General features: G+C 64.9%; 20 protein-coding genes. 7 read left to right on the forward strand and 13 right to left on the reverse strand.

Going from position 1 to position 19,188, the window contains the following annotated elements; all coding sequences use genetic code 11:
* Nucleotides 1-7: 7 nt before the first annotated feature.
* Nucleotides 8-2,236, forward strand: coding sequence for an ATP-binding protein (locus C7455_RS06595; protein ID WP_109666694.1), 2,229 nt, complete (start codon nt 8-10; stop codon nt 2,234-2,236).
* Here C7455_RS06595 and C7455_RS06600 read toward each other — a convergent pair.
* Complete coding sequence (locus C7455_RS06600) at nt 2,205-3,215, reverse strand: asparaginase (RefSeq protein WP_109666696.1); 1,011 nt, start codon at nt 3,213-3,215, stop codon at nt 2,205-2,207. The two genes, C7455_RS06595 and C7455_RS06600, sit on opposite strands and share 32 nt — an antisense overlap.
* Before the next feature lie 162 nt (nt 3,216-3,377).
* Here C7455_RS06600 and C7455_RS06605 point away from each other — a divergent pair, with 162 nt between their 5' ends.
* On the forward strand, nt 3,378-3,908 hold the full coding sequence (locus C7455_RS06605; protein ID WP_109666698.1) for an invasion associated locus B family protein: 531 nt from the start codon (nt 3,378-3,380) through the stop codon (nt 3,906-3,908).
* A gap of 84 nt (nt 3,909-3,992) precedes the next feature.
* Nucleotides 3,993-5,177 (forward strand): dual-specificity RNA methyltransferase RlmN, encoded by a 1,185-nt coding sequence (gene rlmN / locus C7455_RS06610; RefSeq protein WP_109666849.1) that lies wholly within the window; start codon nt 3,993-3,995, stop codon nt 5,175-5,177.
* Nucleotides 5,178-5,248: 71 nt separating this feature from the next.
* On the opposite strand, the gene C7455_RS06615 is transcribed toward rlmN, so the two are convergent.
* Nucleotides 5,249-5,434, reverse strand: coding sequence for a hypothetical protein (locus C7455_RS06615; protein ID WP_109666851.1), 186 nt, complete (start codon nt 5,432-5,434; stop codon nt 5,249-5,251).
* 148 nt (nt 5,435-5,582) lie between these two features.
* A complete protein-coding gene (locus C7455_RS06620; RefSeq protein ID WP_109666853.1) occupies nt 5,583-6,179 on the reverse strand; it encodes a L,D-transpeptidase in 597 nt (198 codons plus the stop codon).
* Between the two features lie 186 nt (nt 6,180-6,365).
* On the opposite strand from C7455_RS06620, the gene dalA reads away from it, so the two are divergent.
* Nucleotides 6,366-6,923, forward strand: coding sequence for a divisome-associated lipoprotein DalA (gene dalA, locus C7455_RS06625; protein WP_109666700.1), 558 nt, complete (start codon nt 6,366-6,368; stop codon nt 6,921-6,923).
* A gap of 6 nt (nt 6,924-6,929) precedes the next feature.
* Here dalA and C7455_RS06630 read toward each other — a convergent pair whose 3' ends face one another.
* Genes C7455_RS06630 through mtgA form a run of 5 tightly spaced genes read right to left on the reverse strand, consistent with a single transcriptional unit; the run spans nt 6,930 to nt 10,873 of the window.
* Nucleotides 6,930-7,436 (reverse strand): L,D-transpeptidase family protein, encoded by a 507-nt coding sequence (locus C7455_RS06630; RefSeq protein WP_245904244.1) that lies wholly within the window; start codon nt 7,434-7,436, stop codon nt 6,930-6,932.
* A 58-nt stretch (nt 7,437-7,494) separates the two neighbouring features.
* On the reverse strand, nt 7,495-8,361 hold the full coding sequence (locus C7455_RS06635; protein WP_109666703.1) for an SDR family oxidoreductase: 867 nt from the start codon (nt 8,359-8,361) through the stop codon (nt 7,495-7,497).
* A complete protein-coding gene (queG, locus tag C7455_RS06640; RefSeq protein WP_109666704.1) occupies nt 8,358-9,389 on the reverse strand; it encodes a tRNA epoxyqueuosine(34) reductase QueG in 1,032 nt (343 codons plus the stop codon). The genes C7455_RS06635 and queG overlap by 4 nt, the downstream gene beginning before the upstream one ends.
* Nucleotides 9,386-10,051, reverse strand: coding sequence for an FtsZ-binding protein FzlA (gene fzlA / locus C7455_RS06645; RefSeq protein WP_109666855.1), 666 nt, complete (start codon nt 10,049-10,051; stop codon nt 9,386-9,388). Before fzlA ends, queG begins: the two co-directional genes overlap by 4 nt.
* A 54-nt stretch (nt 10,052-10,105) precedes the next feature.
* Nucleotides 10,106-10,873: a monofunctional biosynthetic peptidoglycan transglycosylase gene (mtgA, locus tag C7455_RS06650; RefSeq protein WP_425450627.1), complete on the reverse strand. Its 768-nt coding sequence runs from the start codon at nt 10,871-10,873 to the stop codon at nt 10,106-10,108.
* A 237-nt stretch (nt 10,874-11,110) separates the two neighbouring features.
* Here mtgA and C7455_RS06655 point away from each other — a divergent pair, with 237 nt between their 5' ends.
* Complete coding sequence (locus C7455_RS06655; protein ID WP_109666858.1) at nt 11,111-12,016, forward strand: LysR family transcriptional regulator; 906 nt, start codon at nt 11,111-11,113, stop codon at nt 12,014-12,016.
* 124 nt (nt 12,017-12,140) lie between these two features.
* Here C7455_RS06655 and C7455_RS06660 read toward each other — a convergent pair whose 3' ends face one another.
* The 3 genes from C7455_RS06660 to C7455_RS06670 form a co-directional block, all read right to left on the reverse strand.
* Complete coding sequence (locus tag C7455_RS06660; RefSeq protein ID WP_170119013.1) at nt 12,141-13,037, reverse strand: OmpA family protein; 897 nt, start codon at nt 13,035-13,037, stop codon at nt 12,141-12,143.
* Between the two features lie 76 nt (nt 13,038-13,113).
* Nucleotides 13,114-13,839, reverse strand: coding sequence for a GNAT family N-acetyltransferase (locus tag C7455_RS06665; protein ID WP_109666708.1), 726 nt, complete (start codon nt 13,837-13,839; stop codon nt 13,114-13,116).
* A gap of 6 nt (nt 13,840-13,845) precedes the next feature.
* Complete coding sequence (locus C7455_RS06670; RefSeq protein ID WP_109666709.1) at nt 13,846-14,574, reverse strand: competence/damage-inducible protein A; 729 nt, start codon at nt 14,572-14,574, stop codon at nt 13,846-13,848.
* 217 nt (nt 14,575-14,791) lie between these two features.
* Here C7455_RS06670 and map point away from each other — a divergent pair, with 217 nt between their 5' ends.
* Nucleotides 14,792-15,601: a type I methionyl aminopeptidase gene (gene map, locus C7455_RS06675; protein WP_109666711.1), complete on the forward strand. Its 810-nt coding sequence runs from the start codon at nt 14,792-14,794 to the stop codon at nt 15,599-15,601.
* A gap of 37 nt (nt 15,602-15,638) precedes the next feature.
* Nucleotides 15,639-16,424 (forward strand): RadC family protein, encoded by a 786-nt coding sequence (radC, locus tag C7455_RS06680; RefSeq protein WP_109666712.1) that lies wholly within the window; start codon nt 15,639-15,641, stop codon nt 16,422-16,424.
* 155 nt (nt 16,425-16,579) lie between these two features.
* On the opposite strand, the gene C7455_RS06685 is transcribed toward radC, so the two are convergent.
* The gene (locus C7455_RS06685) at nt 16,580-18,085 is read right to left on the reverse strand and encodes a phosphate ABC transporter substrate-binding/OmpA family protein (protein ID WP_245904246.1); all 1,506 of its coding nucleotides are present in this window, start codon (nt 18,083-18,085) and stop codon (nt 16,580-16,582) included.
* A gap of 82 nt (nt 18,086-18,167) precedes the next feature.
* A complete protein-coding gene (locus C7455_RS06690; RefSeq protein WP_109666716.1) occupies nt 18,168-19,106 on the reverse strand; it encodes a hypothetical protein in 939 nt (312 codons plus the stop codon).
* Nucleotides 19,107-19,188 lie beyond the last annotated feature (82 nt).

Here is a 19,188-nt window from a genome sequence, read left to right on the forward strand (position 1 = left end):
AAGCGGGATGAGTATTCATGGGTTCGACGACCGTCTGGCGCGGGAACGGCGCGCGCGGCTGCAGGCTGAGCGCCTGCTCGCCCAACGGTCGGAGGAGCTGTATTCCGCTCATCGCAAGCTGGCCGAACACGCCCACGCCCTGTCGCATACCGTCATCGAACAGCGCGAGGCGAACGCGGCGCTGATCGGCCGCACGACGCAGGCGCAGGCGGCGCTCGAGGTGGCGACCGAAAAGGCCGATGTCGCCGAACGCCGGCTGTGGGATTCTCTAAGCGCGGTGGAGGACGGCTTTGCCATCTTTGACCGCGACTGGCGGCTGGTGGTGGCCAATCCGGCGTGGCTGGGCGCCTTTGACGGGGCTGCCGATGTCGCGCCCGGCGCCAGCTACGAGGCGATCTTGCGCATTGCAGCCGACGAGGGGCTGGTCGATCTGCAAGGTACCGCGCCCGTCGACTGGATCGACCGCATGATCGCCCGCTGGGAGGCGCCGAACGTGCCGCAGACCGACATCCGCCTGTTCAACGGGGTCTATGTCCGCCTGATCGACAAGCGCACGCCCGAGGGTGACATGGTCAGCCTTGCGGTCGACATCACCGACACGATCCGGCGCGAACGCGATCTGGAGCGCGCCCGCGACGAGGCCGAGGCGGCGGCCCGGGCGAAATCCGCCTTCCTCGCCAACATGTCCCACGAGATCCGCACGCCGATGAACGGGGTCGTCGCCATGGCCGACCTGCTGCGCGACACAATGCTGACCGAGGAACAAAGGCTTTTCGCCGACACGATCCGCAATTCCGGCGAGGCGCTCTTGGTGATCATCAACGACATCCTCGACTATTCCAAGATCGATGCAGGCAAGCTGGTGCTGCACCCCGAAAGCTTCGATCTGCAGCAGATGATCCAGGAGATATTCCAGCTGATGCGGCCGGGGCTTGAGGGCAAGGCGCTGGAGCTGCGGCTGGATTACGACATCTTCCTGCCTGACCGGATGATCGGGGATCGCGGGCGCATCCGGCAGATCCTGACCAACCTGATCGGCAATGCGGTCAAATTTACGGAAAAGGGGCATGTGACCGTCCGCGTCGTGGGCGCGCCGCGCGACCATCCGCCGGGGCAGGTGCCTGTGCGCGTCGTGGTCGAGGATACCGGGATCGGCATCGCGCCCGAGATGCAGGCGCATGTCTTCGGCGAATTCAATCAGGTCGAATCAGAGGCGAATCGCCGGTTCGACGGCACCGGGCTGGGTCTGGCCATCACGCGCAAGCTGGTCGCGCTGATGGAGGGCGAGATCTGGCTCGAGTCGGAGGTCGGGCGAGGGTCGAGTTTCGGCTTTGCCGTCAGCCTTGCCGCTGATCCCGATGCCCAGGCGCAGCCGGTGGAACCTTTGCCGTCCGACAGGGCCGAGGTCTGGGCGATCACGGGGGGCCGGATGCTGCCCGACACGATCCTTGCGCATCTGATGCGGTTGCGTGCGCGGCTGACCGAGACGGTCGGCCCGGTGGGCGGGCCTGCCGTGCCGTCTGCCGTGCTGATCGCAGGAATGTCGGGCGATGGCGACGATCCGATCGCGGCGCTGCGGTTGGGCGGTTATGGCGGCCCCATATTGTGCCTGTGCCCGACCGCCCCGCGCGCCGACCCCTTGCCCGGTGTCCGGCCGATAAGCCCGACCCTGTCGCTGCAGGAGTTCCGTGCCGCACTGGTGCCCGACCCCGATCCGGGCAGTCATGCCAACGTCGTCGACGCAGCGGAACACATGCCTGAGCCGCAACCGGAACCGACCCCTGCGCTGCTTGATCCCGCGCCCAGCCGGCGGCTTCGGATTCTTGCGGCCGAGGACAACAAGACCAACCAGCTCGTGTTCCGGACCATGCTCAAGGGTGTCGAAATCGACCTGCACATGGTGGAAAACGGGGTGCTTTGCGTCGAAGCCTTCCGCGCGGCGTCACCGGACCTGATCTTCACGGATATCTCCATGCCCGAAATGGACGGCACCGAAGCGGCACGCGCGATTCGTGCGCTGGAGGCCGCGCATGGCCTGCCGCCCGTGCCCATCATTGCGATGACCGCCCACGCGATGGACGGCGACCGCGACCGCATCCTTGCGGCGGGCATCGACGGTTACATGACCAAACCGCTCAAAAAGGCGGAGTTGCATGCCATGATCCGGGCCTACGCGCCCGAGGCTGTGGGCAAGGTCGGCGGACTTACGGCCTCCAGTCGCCCAGTGCCGGTGTAACGCGGTAGCGCCCGGTCTCTAACTTGCGCCAGTTGCGGATCGGGCCGGTGGTGTAGGACAGCGCCACCGGATCGGCCGGGTCGATCACGCCAAGCGCGCCAAGGATCTGCGTGATGGCGGCCTCGGACGCACGTGTGGTGCCGTCCGCAATCTTGAGCGCGATGCCGATCCGGCGTTCGGGGATGATCGCGGCGAACACCGCCTCCGCCCCGGTCTTGATCGCGGCGCGATTGCCCATGACGCGCATCAGCTTGGTGCAAGATCGCCCTTCGCCCGCGACCAGATGGGGATGGGCCATCATCGCGTTGCGCAGGCGCACCATCGCGGTCTGGCGGGCATCAGCACCCTCGACCGCGGCGGCATACATCGCCATGGCGCGCGCGAACCCCTTGAGCGAGCTTGCGAAATTCGGGGCGGAACAACCGTCGATGCCATAGCCCGGCGTGGTCTCGTCGGTCACATCCTCCCATGCTGCGCGCACCGCCTGCTGCACCGGATGATCGGGATCGACATATTCTGGCCCGGCCTTGAGGTGCTTGGTCAGCGTCAGGAAACCCGAATGCTTGCCCGAGCAGTTGTTGTGCCGCTGGTCCGGGCCGCAATGGGCGCAGATCATCCCGTCGCGGGCCGCCTCGTCACTCGGCCATTGCACGCCACATCGCAGATCGGCCTCGGACAGGTTCAGATCGGCCAGCCAGCGCGTCACCAGATCGGTGTGCACCGCCGCGCCCTGATGCGACGCGCAGGAGATCGCCAGTTGTTCTTGCGTCAGGCCGTGGGCATCTGCCGCCCCGCTTTCAATCAGGGGCAAAGCCTGAATCATTTTGGAGGAGGATCGCGGCAAGATCACGCCATCGACATCGCCCAGACCCCAGATCAATCCGCTGTCGGCATGCCAGACTGCGACATGACCGTGATGCACGCTTTCGCAAAAATCGCCGCGCCAGACCTCGACCAGACGCTCTGCTGCATGTGCCATGATCCCATCCCTTTCACATCCCGGCGATTTTCCGCCACCGGGGCTTTTGCTGAACGGCGGTTTCCTCTAATCTAGCGCACGATAAGGTCTGCCGCCTGGCCTTTACTTGAAGCAAGAACCGGGCGTAGACCAGAGGCAGACGAGAGCGGAGGCTCCTGAGACATGAAACACTGGCTTGTCGGTGCGCTGACGGGGACTGTTCTGGCGGTGTCGCCCAGCCTGTCCTTGGCGCAAGAGGAATCCACGAACCGCGTAAACGCTGCGACGGATTGGTCCGTTTTCGTCGAGGATGATCCGACGCAGTGCTGGGTGGTGTCGACCCCGCGCACGACGGTCAACACCCGCGACGGCCGCGTCGTGTCGGTGAACCGCGGCGAGATCTTGATGTTCGTCAGTTTCTGGCCCGGACAGGAGCGTTTGGGCGAGGTGTCGTTCACTGGCGGCTATCCTTTCGCGGATGGGTCCACCGTATCGATGCGCGTGGGAGAGACGACGTTCGAGCTGTTCACTGATGGCGAAATGGCCTGGGCCGCGTCGCCGCAAGATGACCAGCGCATCATCACCGCGATGAAGCGCGGCGCCAATGCCGTGATGACCGCGCGGTCGGCCCGGGGCACCCAGACGCAAGATACCTTCTCGCTGATGGGTTTCACCGCCGCTGTCGAGGATGCCGAGCAGCGCTGCGCCAACTGACGCTGGCCAACCGGTCATAGCTCAAAAGCTTTGCGCCGGGGCAGAGATGCCTATATCTGCCCCGAGCCACCAAGGATGATGCCCATGACCGCCTCTGCGCCCATCACGCAGGATGTCCTTACCATTCCCCGCAAGCTGCCCGAGGGGCCGATCAATCTGGTCGGTCTGACGCGCGAGGGCATGCGAAACGCGCTGATCGCCGCCGGAACACCCGAGAAACAGGCCAAGATGCGGGTCGGGCAGATCTGGCAGTGGCTTTATCATTGGGGTGCGCGCGAATTCGACGCGATGACGAACCTGTCCAAGGCTTATCGCGCCGAACTGGCCGAACGTTTCGTGATCGAGATCCCCGAGGTGGTGCGCCGTGACGTTTCCGCCGATGGCACGCGGAAATACCTCGTGCGGATCGCGGGCGGCCACGAGGTCGAGGTGGTCTACATCCCCGAAGAAGACCGCGGCACGCTGTGCATCTCAAGCCAGGTGGGCTGCACGCTCACCTGTTCGTTTTGCCATACCGGCACGCAGAAACTGGTGCGCAACCTGACCGCGGGCGAAATCGTGGGTCAGGTGATGATGGCGCGCGACGATCTGGGCGAATGGCCCGAACCGGGCGAAGGCATGGGCCTGCGTCCACGGCTGATTTCCAACATCGTGCTGATGGGCATGGGCGAGCCGCTCTACAATTTCGAGAATGTGCGCGACGCGATGAAGATCGCCATGGATGGTGAAGGTATCGCGCTGAGCCGTCGGCGGATCACGCTGTCGACCTCGGGCGTGGTGCCGGAAATCGCGCGCACGGCTCAGGAAATCGGCTGCATGCTCGCCGTCAGCTTTCACGCCACCACTGACGAGGTGCGCGACCGTCTGGTGCCGATCAACAAGCGCTGGAACATCGCTACCCTGCTGGACGAGCTGCGGGCCTATCCAAAGGCCAGCAACTCGGAGCGCATCACCTTTGAATACGTCATGCTCAAGGGCGTGAATGATTCGGACGATGACGCGCGGCGGCTGGTCAAGCTGATTGCGGGTATTCCTGCCAAAATCAACCTGATCCCGTTCAACGAATGGCCGGGCGCACCCTATACTCGGTCGGATTGGGCCCGCATCGAACGCTTTGCCGACATCGTCTACAAAGCCGGTTACGCTTCGCCCATCCGCACGCCGCGGGGGGAGGACATCATGGCGGCCTGTGGCCAGTTGAAATCAGCGACCGAGCGCGCCCGCAAATCCCGCGCGCAGATCGCAGCGGAAACCGGGCTGGACAGCTGACGCAAACCCAAGATGTGAAAAAGGCGGCCCGTGAGGACCGCCTTTTTCGAAACCAAGCGACTTTCGTCGGATCAGTTGTTGGCTGCGACAGCTGCAGCGATCAGGATCAGCGCCAGGATCGGAACCAGGATGCCACCGGCCGAGGAAGACGTGTCTTCCACGACGATGATCGGGTCGATGACGGGCTGAACATAGCCGCCTGCGAACGCGCCAGTGGCAACGACCGTCAGAACAGCAGCGAGAGCGAGTTTCTTCATTGTATCCTCCAAGATACGCCCCTTTTCGCGCACTATGCGCAAGGTCAGGGCACCCAAGACTGTACCTCGTACAATTTCTTTAAGCAGCAATACCTAGCGATTGCAATCCGTCCGAAATCGTCCTGAGCGCAGGATTGCCCTGTTGTCGTCAAATTAGCAACACCTGAGTGCCCAACCGCGCAAAGCCGAAAAGTTCGGCGATATGTTCGTTGTACAGTCCCACACAGCCGTTCGATGACCGCCGCCCGATCTTGCGTGTGTCATGGGTGCCGTGGATGCGGTAATACTCCCAACTCAGGTGCAGCGCATGGGTGCCCAGCGGGTTATCGGGCCCCGGCGGCACGAATTCGGGCCATTCCGGATTGCGCTGCCGCATCGCGGGTGTTGGGCGCCAAGATGGGCCTTCGACCTTGCGCACCACCTCGGTCCGACCGCGCCGGGTCAGGTCCTCCGACATCGGTACGGAGGTCGGATAGAGACGGTAGATGCTGCGGTCCTCGCTCCAGTAGTGCAAAACGCGCGAGGTAAGATCGACCAAGATCGCGCCATTGCGCGTATCGTCGAAATAGGGGCGCCAGTCCATGGACCGGAAGCTTGAGATGTTGCGCCGCGCGCCTTGATCCAGCGCAGCCTCGAATTCGGTCGAATCGGGAATGGCTTGTCCGATGGCGGGTGCGGCAAGGCCGCTGGCCACGCCACCAAGGACCACGCGACGGCTGATGCCGCCACGGTCTGAGCTGCTCATGATGTCTGCCTCCTTGTAGCCGGGGGCTATATGTTTCTGCCTCGATGGCGTGATCATACCACACACGCGGCCAGCCTGCGCGGCGCTTGCGTCGATTTGGCAACGGATGTGGTGGAATGGTCGCAGCGGCCAAGACGGGCAGTTGTAAACGGATTGGCAAAAGTTTTTCGTTAAACGATGGCACCCATGGATACACGCAGATCATTTCTTGTTTCTCTGGCCGGGGTTCTGGCGCTGTCGGCCTGCGCCGATCCGCTGGCGCGGGTCACCTTGGGCGCTGATGGGCAACCCCTGCCGGTTCTGTATCGAATCGATCCGGCCGATACCTCACGCATCCAGTTCCGCGTGCTCGACAGCGTGAATTCCCTGCGTGCGGCGGCGGGGGTTCCCGCGCTGCAACTCAATGCCGAACTGACCGCGGCTGCCGCCACTCATTCGCGCGACATGGCGTCGCAGAACCGACCCTGGCATTTCGGGTCTGACGGGTCGTCGCCAATCGACCGGGCGCAGACGGCTGGCTACCGCGGCACGGTTCTGGGCGAAAACATCTCGGAAACCTATGAATCCGAGCTTGAGACCATCGCCGCATGGATGACCCAGGCGGATACTCGCGAGGTCATCACCGACCCTGCTGGTCGCGATCTGGGGGTCGCCTTCTTTCAGGAAGACAGCGGCAAGATCTGGTGGACGCTGGTTGTGGGGGATGGCGGCACGTCCGGGCCCGCCAACACGCCGGGCCGCTGAGCAGCGTCAGGGGTAGATGTCGATTGCCGTGCCGTCGCGGACCATTGCATAGATGTGGCGCATCTCGCGGTCGGTGACGGCGATGCATCCCACGGTCCAGTCGTCTTGCCGACGGAACGGGCGCGGCGTCCCGTGGATGAAGATGTCACCCCCCGGGCTGACGCCGCGTTCGCGGGCCTGCGCGCGATCTTCCTCATTGGGATAGCTGATGCCAAGCGACAGGTAGAAGGCGCTGTTGGGGTTGCGCCGGTCGATGTAATAGCGCCCCTCGGGCGTGCGGCCATCCCCTTCGGTGGTCTTGTGGCCTGCAGGGGCAAAGCCCAGTTCTATATCGTAGCCCGCAAGCACCTGATCGTGGTGCATCAGATACATCCGGCGGGCAGATTTCTGCACCTCAATCCGGGTCACTTCAGGACCGTTGTACTCGATGAAGCGTGACGGCTCGCAGCCCGCGACAGCGACGGAGGCAAGGAGTAGCGACAGCGTGGAACGCCGGGTGAAACTGGGGATCATGGTGCTGCTCGGCTCAGGCTTTTTTCGGCGCATACACCAAAACGCCGTGCCCGCGAAGTCACGTTTTCGCGGTTTCCGCAGCCAGCACGGCAGCAAGCCCCGCGCGATAATCCGGATAGCGCAGGGTGACGCCCAGATCCTCCTTGATCTTGCGGTTATCGACCCGCTTCGATTCAGCGTAAAAGCTTGCTGCCATGGGCGAAAGATCTGCCGTGTCGAAGGGAATTTCAGGCGGCAGGGGCAGACCCAGAAGGGTGGCCGCGTGGGCGATCACGTCTTGCGGCGGGGCCGGATCGTCGTCGCAGACATTGTAGACCGCGCCCGGATCAGGCCGCGCCATCGAGGCGAACAGCACCTGCGCGATATCCTCGGCATGAATGCGGGAAAACACCTGTCCGGGCTTGAGGATGCGCCGCGCCGTGCCGTCGCGGACCTTTTCAAACGGGCCGCGACCGGGGCCATAGATGCCGGCAAGGCGGAAGATGTGCACGGGCAGGCCATGCTTGTCGTGCAGGTCCATCCATTCGGCTTCGGCCGTGACACGTGCACGCCCCCGCTCGGTCGAGGGGGTCAGGGGCGTGGCCTCGTCCACCCAGCCGCCCTGATGGTCGCCGTAAACGCCGGTGGTCGACAGGTAGCCGACCCAGACCAGCCCGTTGGCGGCGTTCTCGATGGCCTCGCGCGCATGTGCCAGCACCGGATCGCCCCCGTTTTCCGGCCCGGCGCTGATCAAGACATGGGTGGCCCATGCCAGATCGGCGGCCATGTCGGCGCCGGGAAAGACGCGGGCGGTCAGGCCCCCTGCCTCCAGCCGCGCGGCCTTGTCGGCGCTGCGGGTTGTAACGCGGATCGTGCCGGCGGGTTGGGCAAGTTCGCGCGCCAAAAAGCGGGCGCTGTAGCCATAGCCGAAGATCAGAAGGTTCATCGCAGCCTCTCCACCGCCCAACGCGCCGCATCGGCGACCGTCGCATCCGCATCCTCGGTCAGGCTCTGCGCCACAGGCGCCAGCCCTGCGTCAGCCGAATTGCCGATTGCATAGAGCACATTCCGCACGAACCTGTCGCGCCCGATCCGCTTGATCGGGCTGCCTGCGAAAAGCGCGCGGAACCCCGCGTCATCCAGCCTTGCAAGATCCACCAGACGCGGGCTGACCAATTCGGGCCGCGCGGCATAGCGCATCTCGGTCGCCGTTTGGGCGAACTTGTTCCAAGGGCAGACGGCAAGGCAATCGTCGCAGCCATAGATGCGGTTGCCCATCAGCGGGCGCAAGTCGGCATCGACCGGGCCCTTGTGCTCGATCGTCAGGTAGGAAATGCAGCGCCGCGCGTCGAGTTGGAAGGGTGCCGGAAACGCATCGGTCGGGCAAATGTCGAGGCAGGCGGTGCAACTGCCGCAATGCTCGGCCTCGGGCGTGTCGGGGGGCAGGTCCACGGTGGTGAAGATCGCGCCGAGGAAAAACCAGTTGCCCAGATCGCGCGACAAAAGGTTGGTGTGCTTGCCCTGCCAGCCCAGCCCTGCGGCTTCGGCCAGCGGTTTCTCCATCACGGGCGCAGTGTCGACAAAGACCTTGATCTGATGCCCCGGCGCCTGATCCAGCAGCCAGCGCCCCACGCGCTTGAGCCGTTTCTTGACCAGATCGTGGTAATCGCGGTTCTGCGCATAGACGCTGATCGTGGCCCGGTCGCGGTGGGTCAGCGCCTCCAGCGGGTCGGCGTCGGGTGTGTAGACCTCCGCCAGCATGATGACGGACCGCGCCTCGGGCCAGAGCGCGGCAGGGTCGCCGCGCCATCCCATCCGCTCCGCCATCCAGCCCATCTGACCGTGCCGTCCCCCCTCGACGAAGCCCGCCAACCGCCCGGCGGCCTGCGGGATCGCGTCGGGACGACACACGCCCATCTTTGCGAAGCCCGCCGCGCGGGCCTCGGTCAGAAGGGCTGCCTTCAGGTCGCTCAAAAGTCGAGATTCGCGTAATGGGGCGGCTGGATGAAGCCGGGGATCTGGTCGGCGAGGATCGACCGGAACGCGGGGCGCGATTTCACCTTGGCATACCAGTCCTTGACGATCTCGGACCGGTTCCAGTCGACGTCCGAGATATAGTCGAGGCACGACAGGTGGGCGGCGGCGGTGAAATCAGCCAGCGTCAGCTTGTCGCCCGCCAGCCAGCGCCGGTGATCCAGCAGCCATGCCATGTAATCGAGATGGTACTTGATCTGCTGTGCGCCGGTTTTCACCGCTTTGCCATCAGGATAGCCGCCGCGCATGATCTTCTTGTTGACCCGTTCATAGACCAGATTCGCCGTCACCTCGTGGTGGAACTTGTCGTCGAACCAATGCACCAGCCGCCGCACCTCTGCCCGGCCCTTGGGGTCCGAGGGCATCAGGGGCGGTTCGGGCCGGGTTTCCTCGAGGTATTCGCAGATCGCGTTCGATTCCGTCAGGTGCATTCCGTCGATCTTGAGGACCGGAACCTTGCCTGCGGGATTGCGACGCAGGAATTCGGTCGTGGGCTCCCAATAGCGTTCTTCGAGCAATTCCACCTCGATCCGCTTTTCGGCAAGCACAAGCCGGACCTTGCGGCAAAAGGGGGAGAGGGCAAAATGGTACAGGCGCGCCATGGACTGCTCGATCATGTTAGGCTGACCTTCTATGGCGCGAAAGAGTGTCCGACTTCAATTCGCAAAGCAATCATCGCGCCCATCGGCGGCGATGGTGGCGGCCCCGCCCGCGATGGACCGCGCGCGTCGGTCGACAAATCCCGAGGGCGCCGAGGCGATCCGGTTCTGCGGGCTGGGCAGGACGGCGGCCAGCAGCGAAGCCTGCCGCAGCGACAGATCGGCGGCAGACACACCGAAATGATGCTGCGCGGCGGCCTCCGCACCAAAGACACCTTCGCCGAATTCGGCGACGTTCAGGTAGACCTCGAGCACGCGCCGCTTGGACCAAAGCAGTTCCATCACCGGGGTGAATGCCGCCTCGAGCGCTTTTCGCACCCATGTCCGGCCATGCCACAGAAAGGTGTTCTTGACCGTCTGCTGGCTGATCGTAGACGCGCCGCGCTGCCCGCCTTCGGCGATGGCGTCTCGGATGGCATCCATGTCAAAGCCCCAATGCCGGCAGAAATTCGCGTCTTCCGCCGCGACCACGGCTCGTTGCAGATTGACCGAAATCTCCTCGATCGGGATCCATTGGCGCTCGATTCCGCCCAGCCGACGGCTTTCGCCGATCATGTAGGCCGTCGTGGGTACCGGGATGAAGGCATAGAGAATGACCCATCCAAGCCCAAGGACGATAAGCGCCGCGACCGACCGCACAAGCCAGCGCCGCAGCCATATCGCCGCACGGCGCAGGCGAGAGGGCTGCCGTGCCTGTGCGCGTTTGTGCGGCTTGCCACGGATCGCGGATTTCACCGCGCTGTCCGGATCGGATTTTCTGGCCAATCTGACCTCATGTCGTTCATGCCCTTGCGCGGGCAGGCTAGTTCCTGTGGGGCAGGAAGGCCAATACCCCGGCGGACAGATCCCTTGCCCGTGTTCTCGCCTCGCGTCGACGCCAAATTGATGCGGCACCACGAACGATCCGTTGAATTACCCGGCTTTGGCCCGCCCGCTTCCGCAATCGCGCCGCATTTGGGGGTCAAACAGGAGAAGACCAACAAGCCCGAGCAGGTAGTAAAGATGGATCGACTTACGGAAATGGAAGCCTTCGCCATGGTGGTGGACCAGGGTGGCTTTACCGATGCCGCGAAGAAGATGGGGATTTCCAAATCCGCCGTGTCCAAGCATGTCTCCAGTCTTGAGACGCGTTTGGGCGCGCGACTGCTCAACCGCACCACGCGCCGCGTCAGCCCGACCGAGATCGGCCTAGCTTATTACGACCGCGCCCGCCGCGTGCTCAACGACGCCGGCGAGGCCGACGCGCTGGTAACCGCGATGCAATCGGCTCCGTCGGGCACATTGCGCGTGTCCATCGCCACCGATTTCGGGGTGAATCATGTCTCGCCCATTCTGGGCAAGTTCCTGCACAGATACCCCGATGTCACCGTCAACATGGTGCTCAACAACCGCTATGTCGAACTGATCTCGGAAGGGTTCGACATGGCGATCCGGGTGGGCGAGTTGGAGGACAGCAGCCTGCGCGCCCGCAAGATTTGCGAGACGCAGCGCCGGATGATCGCGGCGCCGTCCTATTTCCAGCGCTATGGCCGCCCGGAAAAGATCGACGACCTGAACGAACACAAGCTCTTGCATTATTCCAACAACGCCAATGGCAACGTCTGGAAGATCACCGCCCCTTCGGGCGAACAGCGGCAGGTGCGCAGCGGTGGCTGGCTGACCGTGAACGACGGCCAGTCGCTGCTCAATGCCGCGATCGGGGGGCTGGGCATCGCCTACCTGCCCAGTTTCCTTTATGCTGACCCGCTTCGTGCCGGGTTGATCGAGGATGTGATCCCCGATCTGCCGGTCGACATCCAAGGCGTATACGCGATCTATCCGCCCGGCCGCTACACGCAGCCCAAGGTAAGATCCTTCATCGACTTTCTTGTCGACGCCTTCAAGGACAAGGGACCCACCGACTGGTGATGCGCTGTCGCGCCTGCCCCGCTGATTTTTTTGCCTGATGCCGTGCCTGCGCCCTGTCTTCTGTTCCGGGGCGCGTGCCTGACTGCGCCCGGATTGGCTCCGCGCCGATCCGGGCGTTTTTTCGTCAATAGGCGATCAAGACGGCCTCGACCCGCCGATTGGCCTCGCGGCCGGCGGTCGTGCTGTTGGAGGCGCGGGGGGCAAGATAGCCGATCCCCTCGGCCTCGATCTGGGCCGGGTCCGCGCCGAGAGCATCGACCAGATATGCGCGTACGGCAGAGGCCCGGGCCCTGCTGACGGCGATATTGGCCTCGCGCGAGCCTTCGGTGTCGGTATGCCCGACCAAAACGATCCGTCGCCTCGGGTCTTCGGCAAGATAGGCGGCCAGCGCCACAAGGCTTTCAATGCGGTCGCCCGCCAAGGCAGAGGCGCCCGTGGCGAAGGTCACGTCACTCAGGACGGCAGAGCCGGTGGTGGTCAGGCGCGCGATCACCCCCTCGGCGTCCGCGGCACCTTCGTGCGGGTCGGTCTGCCGGGTGGAGGATGTCACCGGCACGGCCAAGGCGCCCACCGGGGTCACGCGCGCAACATGCACATAGCCATGCTGACCCCCTTGCGAGATCGTCACGGCCAGATGTTCCACCGCGTCGACCAGCGCGCGCGAGGCGGTCAGATAGTGGAACCGGCCCAGATCGACATGCATCGACGGGCCATCCGCTATGGGCAGGGCAAAGCGGAAATCGAAGCCGCCGCAGCCGATGTCGGCGCAGGCAAACCCGATCGTGTAGCCTTGCGCGGTCAGCTGGCCCTCGATCGTCGCAAAAATCCGGGTCGAGTCGCCTGCTTCGTCGGGCAGGACCCATATTTCCTGCGACAGGTCGCCGGCAAACTCGAGCGTGGGCACGGCGCGGCCGTCGAAGGGGCCCGTGGCGATGCGGAACCCTGCCACCCTGTCGGTCTCGATCCGGACAAGCTCTGCCCCTGTCGGCCAATCCAGATCCAGCCCCGCGGCAGGCAGCACGCCACACAAGGAAACAAGCACTGCGGTCAGACATCGGACAATGGGCTGCGCGCGGCCGTTTTGCGTCATGGGCCTGTCAGGCTTGCGGGGATCGGTAGTGGTATGTTCCCACAGCCTCGAACCCCAAGGAAGCATAAAGCCCAAGCGCCGGCTGGTTTTCGCCGGTGACAAGGATGGCGAACCGCGCAGCGCCCTCGGCCTGTGCCCAATCGGCGGCAGCGCGCATCATGATCTGACCCAGACCCTTCCGACGCTGCGCGGGCGCGATTTCCAGCGCGTGCAGCATGGCGATGCCGTCATGGATGGCGACGAAGGCCGTGCCTGCAGGCTTGTCATCGACCCTGCCGAAAAAGGACATCTTGCGCCCTGTCGCACGGTCCATAACGGCCAACCTGCCGGGGCCCACGCCTGCGGCCGCCCAGATCTCGGTCTGTATGGCCAGCGGCGGCCATGTGGCAAAGCAGGTGACGGGTGGTGGATGGGCGGCAAGTGTTGCTGTGGGCGCGATCATCGCATGGGTCGTGTCGCGGATGGCAAACCTGCGCGCGGACAGCCGCACATCCAGCGCGGTCTGATGATCTTGCACCATGACCAGTGGCGCCTGCCCCTGATCGGCCTGCGCAGCAAGGGCCGCGTCGATCTCTGCCTCGCTGGCGTCGGTGGCGTCGGGATCGGTCAGGCGTGCGGCGCTGACCCGCTGGCCGCCGCCCGCCCCTGTCGGCACCGTGAAGGGCCCTATGGTCCGCACTGCGGCAGGGGGCCAAGTGGCAGCGATGACCGGGGCAAGATCGACGAGCCGCATGCCGCGTCACCCTGTTGCGGGGAACAGGCGCACCAGCGCGCCCATCACGGCGTCGACGGCCGGGCCGTCCTGACTGCGCACCACGATGTTGGACCCGTGCACCCCGTCACGTTGGAACGGGTAGGACCCGATCGAGACCTCGGGATGATCGGCGGCGAGCCGGCCCAGCGCCTCGGCGATGTCGCCTTCGCCGCGGACCACGCGCAGCGATTGCGACAGCATCGGCGGCCCGCCGGTGAGGGTGGGCATGACGCTGGCCACCATCGCCTCGAAGATGCTGGGGACACCTGCCATCACATGGACATTGCCGATGGTGAAGCCGGGTGCCGCGGAAATCGGGTTGTCAATCAGGCGGGCCCCTGCCGGGATGCGGGCCATGCGCAGGCGGGCGGCGTTCAGCTCCTGTCCACGGGCGTCATAATGCGCTTGCAAGATCGCACGCGCGTCGTCGCGGATGTCGATCGGCGCGCCCATCGCATCGGCGACGGCATCGGCGGTGATGTCGTCATGGGTAGGGCCGATTCCACCCGAGGTGAAGACATGGTCATAGGCGGCAGACAGGGCCTGTACGGCCTGTTTGATCCTGTCATGCTCGTCGGCGACGACGCGCGCCTCGGTCAGGCGGATGCCGTGATCGGTCAGCGCGCGGGCGAGGAAATTGGTGTTGCTGTCGCGCGTGCGGCCCGACAGGATCTCGTCGCCGATCACCAGCATCGCGGCGGTGGGGGTATGCATTCTGTGCCCTTCGCTTGTCCATCCCTGCAAGATCGGTATAGGCCCCTGCCCATGCGGTTTCCAAGCCCTCTCATCGGTACGGCCCCTATCCGCCGCCGGTCGAAACGGGCTGGTCGGCAAGGGTTTGGGGCCCACGCGATTGTCAGGCCTGCCTGACTGGAAATTGTCACGCAAGGCGACTAACTTAGCCATCGGCACGCGTTCGGAGGTCCGGGGTTTGGACGATTTCAAGGGCCGTCTCACAAAAGACGGCATTCGCATACACGGGGCAGAGGATTTCGCCGGGATGCACCGCGCGGGACACTTGGCCGCGCGCATTCTCGACGATGTGGCCCCTATGGTGTTCCCCGGCCAGACCACCGAGGAGATCGACGCCGCGATCGAAGGGATGGTGGCGGATGCAGGCGCTGTCTCGGCCACCATCGGCTATCGTGGCTACAAGCATGCGTCCTGCATCAGCGTGAACCATGTGGTCTGCCACGGGATTCCCGGACCCAAGGTGCTGAAAGAGGGCGATATCCTCAACATCGACGTGACCGTGATCGTCGATGGCTGGTTTGGCGACACCAGCCGGATGTACGTCGCCGGAAAGCTGGGCCGCAAGGCCGAGCGCTTGGTGCAAGTCACCCATGACGCCCTGATGAAGGGGATCGAGGCGGTCCGGCCCGGCAATACCTTCGGTGACATCGGCCACGCCATCCAGAGCTTCGTGGAGGCGCAGCGTATGTCGGTTGTGCGCGATTTCTGCGGGCATGGGCTGGGGCAGGTGTTTCACGCACCGCCCAACGTCTTGCATTACGGCCGCCCCGGCACGGGCCCCCGGCTGGAAGAAGGCATGTTCTTCACCATCGAGCCGATGGTCAATCTGGGCAGGCCGGAAACCAAGGTTCTGGCCGATGACTGGACGGCGGTGACCCGCGACAAGTCGCTGTCGGCGCAGTTCGAGCATTCCATCGGCGTGACCGCGACCGGGGCCGATATCTTCACCCTGTCGCCCGGCGGAAAATTCCACCCGACCTGGACCTGATAACAGACCGTTAACCTTTTTTGCGGAGGCTGGTCGCATGTCCGATCAGCCGTCCTTTTCCTTTGGCGAGGTGTCGCCGCGTTTCGTGCCCGCCAAGGCCGACATGCCGCGATCTGCAGCGCGCAAGGCCGGCGGCCCGTCAACAGGGGCCGAGCTGCACCGCCACGCCCATCGTGACCGGCTGCGCCAACGCTTCACCGATGGCGGGGCCGAGGCCGTGCCGGATTACGAACTGCTGGAGATGATCCTTTATCGCGCGCTGCCGCGCGGCGATACCAAACCGCTGGCCAAGGCGCTGCTGAAACGCTTTGGCGATCTCAACCACGTTCTGGCCGCCCCGCCCGCCCGCCTCAAGGAGGTGGAGGGGGTGGGCGAACGGGTGATCTTCGAGCTGAAGCTGATCGAGGCTGTGGGCCACCGCATGGCGCGGGCACGTGTCTTGAAAAAGCCGATCCTGTCATCATGGGATGCGCTGCTGGAGTATTGCCAGACGGCCATGGCGCACCGCGACCTCGAGCAATTCCGTGTGCTCTACCTCGACCGCAAGAACGTGCTGATCGCGGATGAGGCGCAGGCGGACGGCACTGTGGATCACGTGCCGGTCTACCCGCGCGAGGTGGTCAAGCGCGCACTGGAACTGAACGCGTCGGCCCTGATCCTTGTGCACAACCATCCGTCGGGCGATCCGTCCCCCAGTCAGGCGGATATCGACATGACCTTTGCGATCCGCGATGCTGCGCATGTGCTGGGTCTGGTCATCCATGATCATCTGATCATCGGCAAGGCGCGTGAGTTGAGTTTTCGCAGTGAAGGGTATCTGTAGTATGTTGGGTCGTCCGTGTTTTCCCGTGTTTTCCCGTCCACCGCTATCCGAGACCGAGACCGAGACCGAGGCGCCAGCGCCGGTCCGCCGCCCCGATCAGGCGAAAGCCGACGAACAACAGCCGTCTGATCCAAGGCGTAACGCCGCCTGAGGGCTCACTCCAGCCAGACCTCCACCCGACGGTTCACGGCGCGCCCCCAGTCGCTGTCCTCGCAGGCCATCGGCATCGCCTCGCCGAAGGCATCGATGTCGAGCGTCACGCGGTCGGGCTCAGCGGCCTCAGCGGCGGCCTGGATGGCGTTTCGCACCGTTTCCGCGCGGCGCAGCGACAAGCGCAGGTTCAGCTCAGCCTGTCCCTCGCCATCGGAAAATCCGACGAAGACAAGCCGACGCCCGTCAAACGCGCCGCGTTCGATGGCGGCGGCCAGACGCGCGACAGAGGCGCGCGATTGCGCATCTAGGTCGATCGACCCGTCGTCAAACCGAAAGGTCGATGACAGACGTTCGGCCTGTCCCAGTGTTGCGACAAGGCGTTGCAACTCGGCAAGCGGCACCTCGTCACCGGCGGCGGTGATGGCATTTGCGATGCGGCTGCCCTGCAGGGCCATTGGTGTCCGCGTCAGGCTCTGGTTCACGAAACCGGCCGCGGCCACGGTGCGCTCGGCGGCCTCAGATTCGGTCCAGATCAGGAAATCGCGCACCAACTGTGGCAAGCGGCGCGGCGCGAGATACAGGTAGACCGGCGCGGTGAGGGGATAATCCTCGGCCTTGACGGCATTGGCATCAGCCGCCTGCGAAAACCCGCAGCTGCCCGCAAGTGGCAGACTTTGCGCCGGGCCGCGCGCCGATTGCGCCGTGATACCGATGGCATAGGCGTCGCGCGCCACGGCGCTGGCCAGATCGCGGGCGCTGGCGTGGCGGGTCAGCGCCTCGGTGCCGAGCGTGGATATGCCGGGTGGCAGGATTCGGGTCTCGAAGACCTGCGCCAGCCCCAGATCGGCATCCAGCAGATGCAGCGCGATGGGCGCATCCGGTCCACCAAGTGCCTGCCAGTTGTCGATCTCGCCCGTAAAGACTTGCGCCAGTTGCGGCAGGGATATCGCGTTGATCGGGTTCTGCGCCGCCACCACGGGCACCAGCGCTTCAAGCCCGATGACCCGCACCCGCCGGATCAGGGCGGGATCGTCGGGCGCCGCTGCGCGGTCGGCGCGGCGTTCCGCCTCGGACGCCTCTCGCAGGCTGATGGCCAGGTCGGCCTCGCCGTTCAGTAGCGCCAGCATGCCCGTGTCGCTGGTGCCCGCTGCGATGTCAAAGCGGGCGGCCGGGCTGCCATCGGCCCGGATCAGGGCATAGGACAGACCATTGTCGGTGATCTCGGGCGTGGCCAGAACCATGCCGCGGCTTTCGGCGAAGCCCGCCAGCAGGGCGGGCAGCAGGCCTTCGACGACCGTGGCCTCGCCCGCGATGCGCGCTTCGGCCACGAAGCGTTCAAGGTCGGGGCATCCGGGCCCTGCGCACTGCACCCCTTCTGCGGCGATGGTGAGCGGGCCGTAGATGCTGTCTAGACGGTAATAGGCCCCGTCAAAGGCCATGAGGTTGCCCTCCAACGTCACGCTGCCGTCGAGCGAGCGCAGTTGCACATCCTGCGCGATGGCAGTCATGGGGCCGGAAAGGCTGAATAGGGTCAAGGCGGCACAGATGGCCGCCCCCCGGAGATATGGCATGTATGCTGCGCGACAGGCTTCAGTTCGAGGCGAGTCTCAGGTCAAGAAAGAGATTTTGCAACATCAGAAACTCGCCCACGGCTTCGCAACCGGGCAATGTCATCGTCACGGGCCGGATCTCGATCGCCTCGCCGGGGGTGATCTGCAGGCTTTGTGCACGCACGGGCCGGCCACAGGTCGTTTCGGTGATCGGCACCTCGACCACGAGGGACAGGTCGTCGCGCAGGGCGCGCGGGATGGTAAACACCTGCGCCAGTTGCGGTTGCGCAAGACCGGGATCGCCGAGAATGCTCAAGAAGCCCCCCGCCCCGATCGAGGCGTCGGCCACGCTGCCGGGACTGTCCTGCCAGACGTGACCGGTCTGGCCAAAGGTGGCTTCGCCCAGATAGCCGTGCAGTTGCAGGCCGATGTCGCCGGTCCATGTGATCGCCGCCCGCGCGTGGTCGATCAGGTCGGGCAGACCGGCGAGCGTCGTTGCCTCAGCCCCGGTTTCAAGGCGGACGGTGAAGAAGGCGGGTGTCTCGAGCGCCGGAATGTCCAGCGTCAGCAGACCCATGGCATCGGTCCTGCCGCTGAAGCGCAGCGCGCCATGGGTGATGTCGACCCGCGTCTCGGGCGCGCAGGGGTCGATGATGTCGAGGGCGACCATCGCGCCCGGCATGGCTTCGGCGCTGACGTTCAGGCCGCAGGGCAGGCCCAGCGGGCTCAGCGCCACGGCATCTTCGCGCGGGGTTTCGGCGGTCGGAGGGATTGGGCCGCCCTGCTCCAGAGCCTGCGTCGGCGCTTCGGGTTGCGCTGGCGGTGTGCTGGCGGGCGCGGGGCCTGCCGTCAGGACGACCGCGCCGACCTCGGCCCGAACGGGCGTTGCGGCCAGATCGTAATGCACGAAGGCCGCGACCCCGGACCCGCACAGGGCGGCAAGGGTGATGGAGCGCAGCAACAGTTTGCGGACAGACATGAACACGATGCCTCTGGAACTTCTGGTCAGAGGCTTATTGTTCCGAGATTGAGGCGAAACCACGGTCGAATTGGACATTGTT

It is taken from the genome of Roseicyclus mahoneyensis (genome assembly GCF_003148775.1).
Classification (GTDB): Bacteria; Pseudomonadota; Alphaproteobacteria; order Rhodobacterales; family Rhodobacteraceae; genus Roseicyclus; species Roseicyclus mahoneyensis.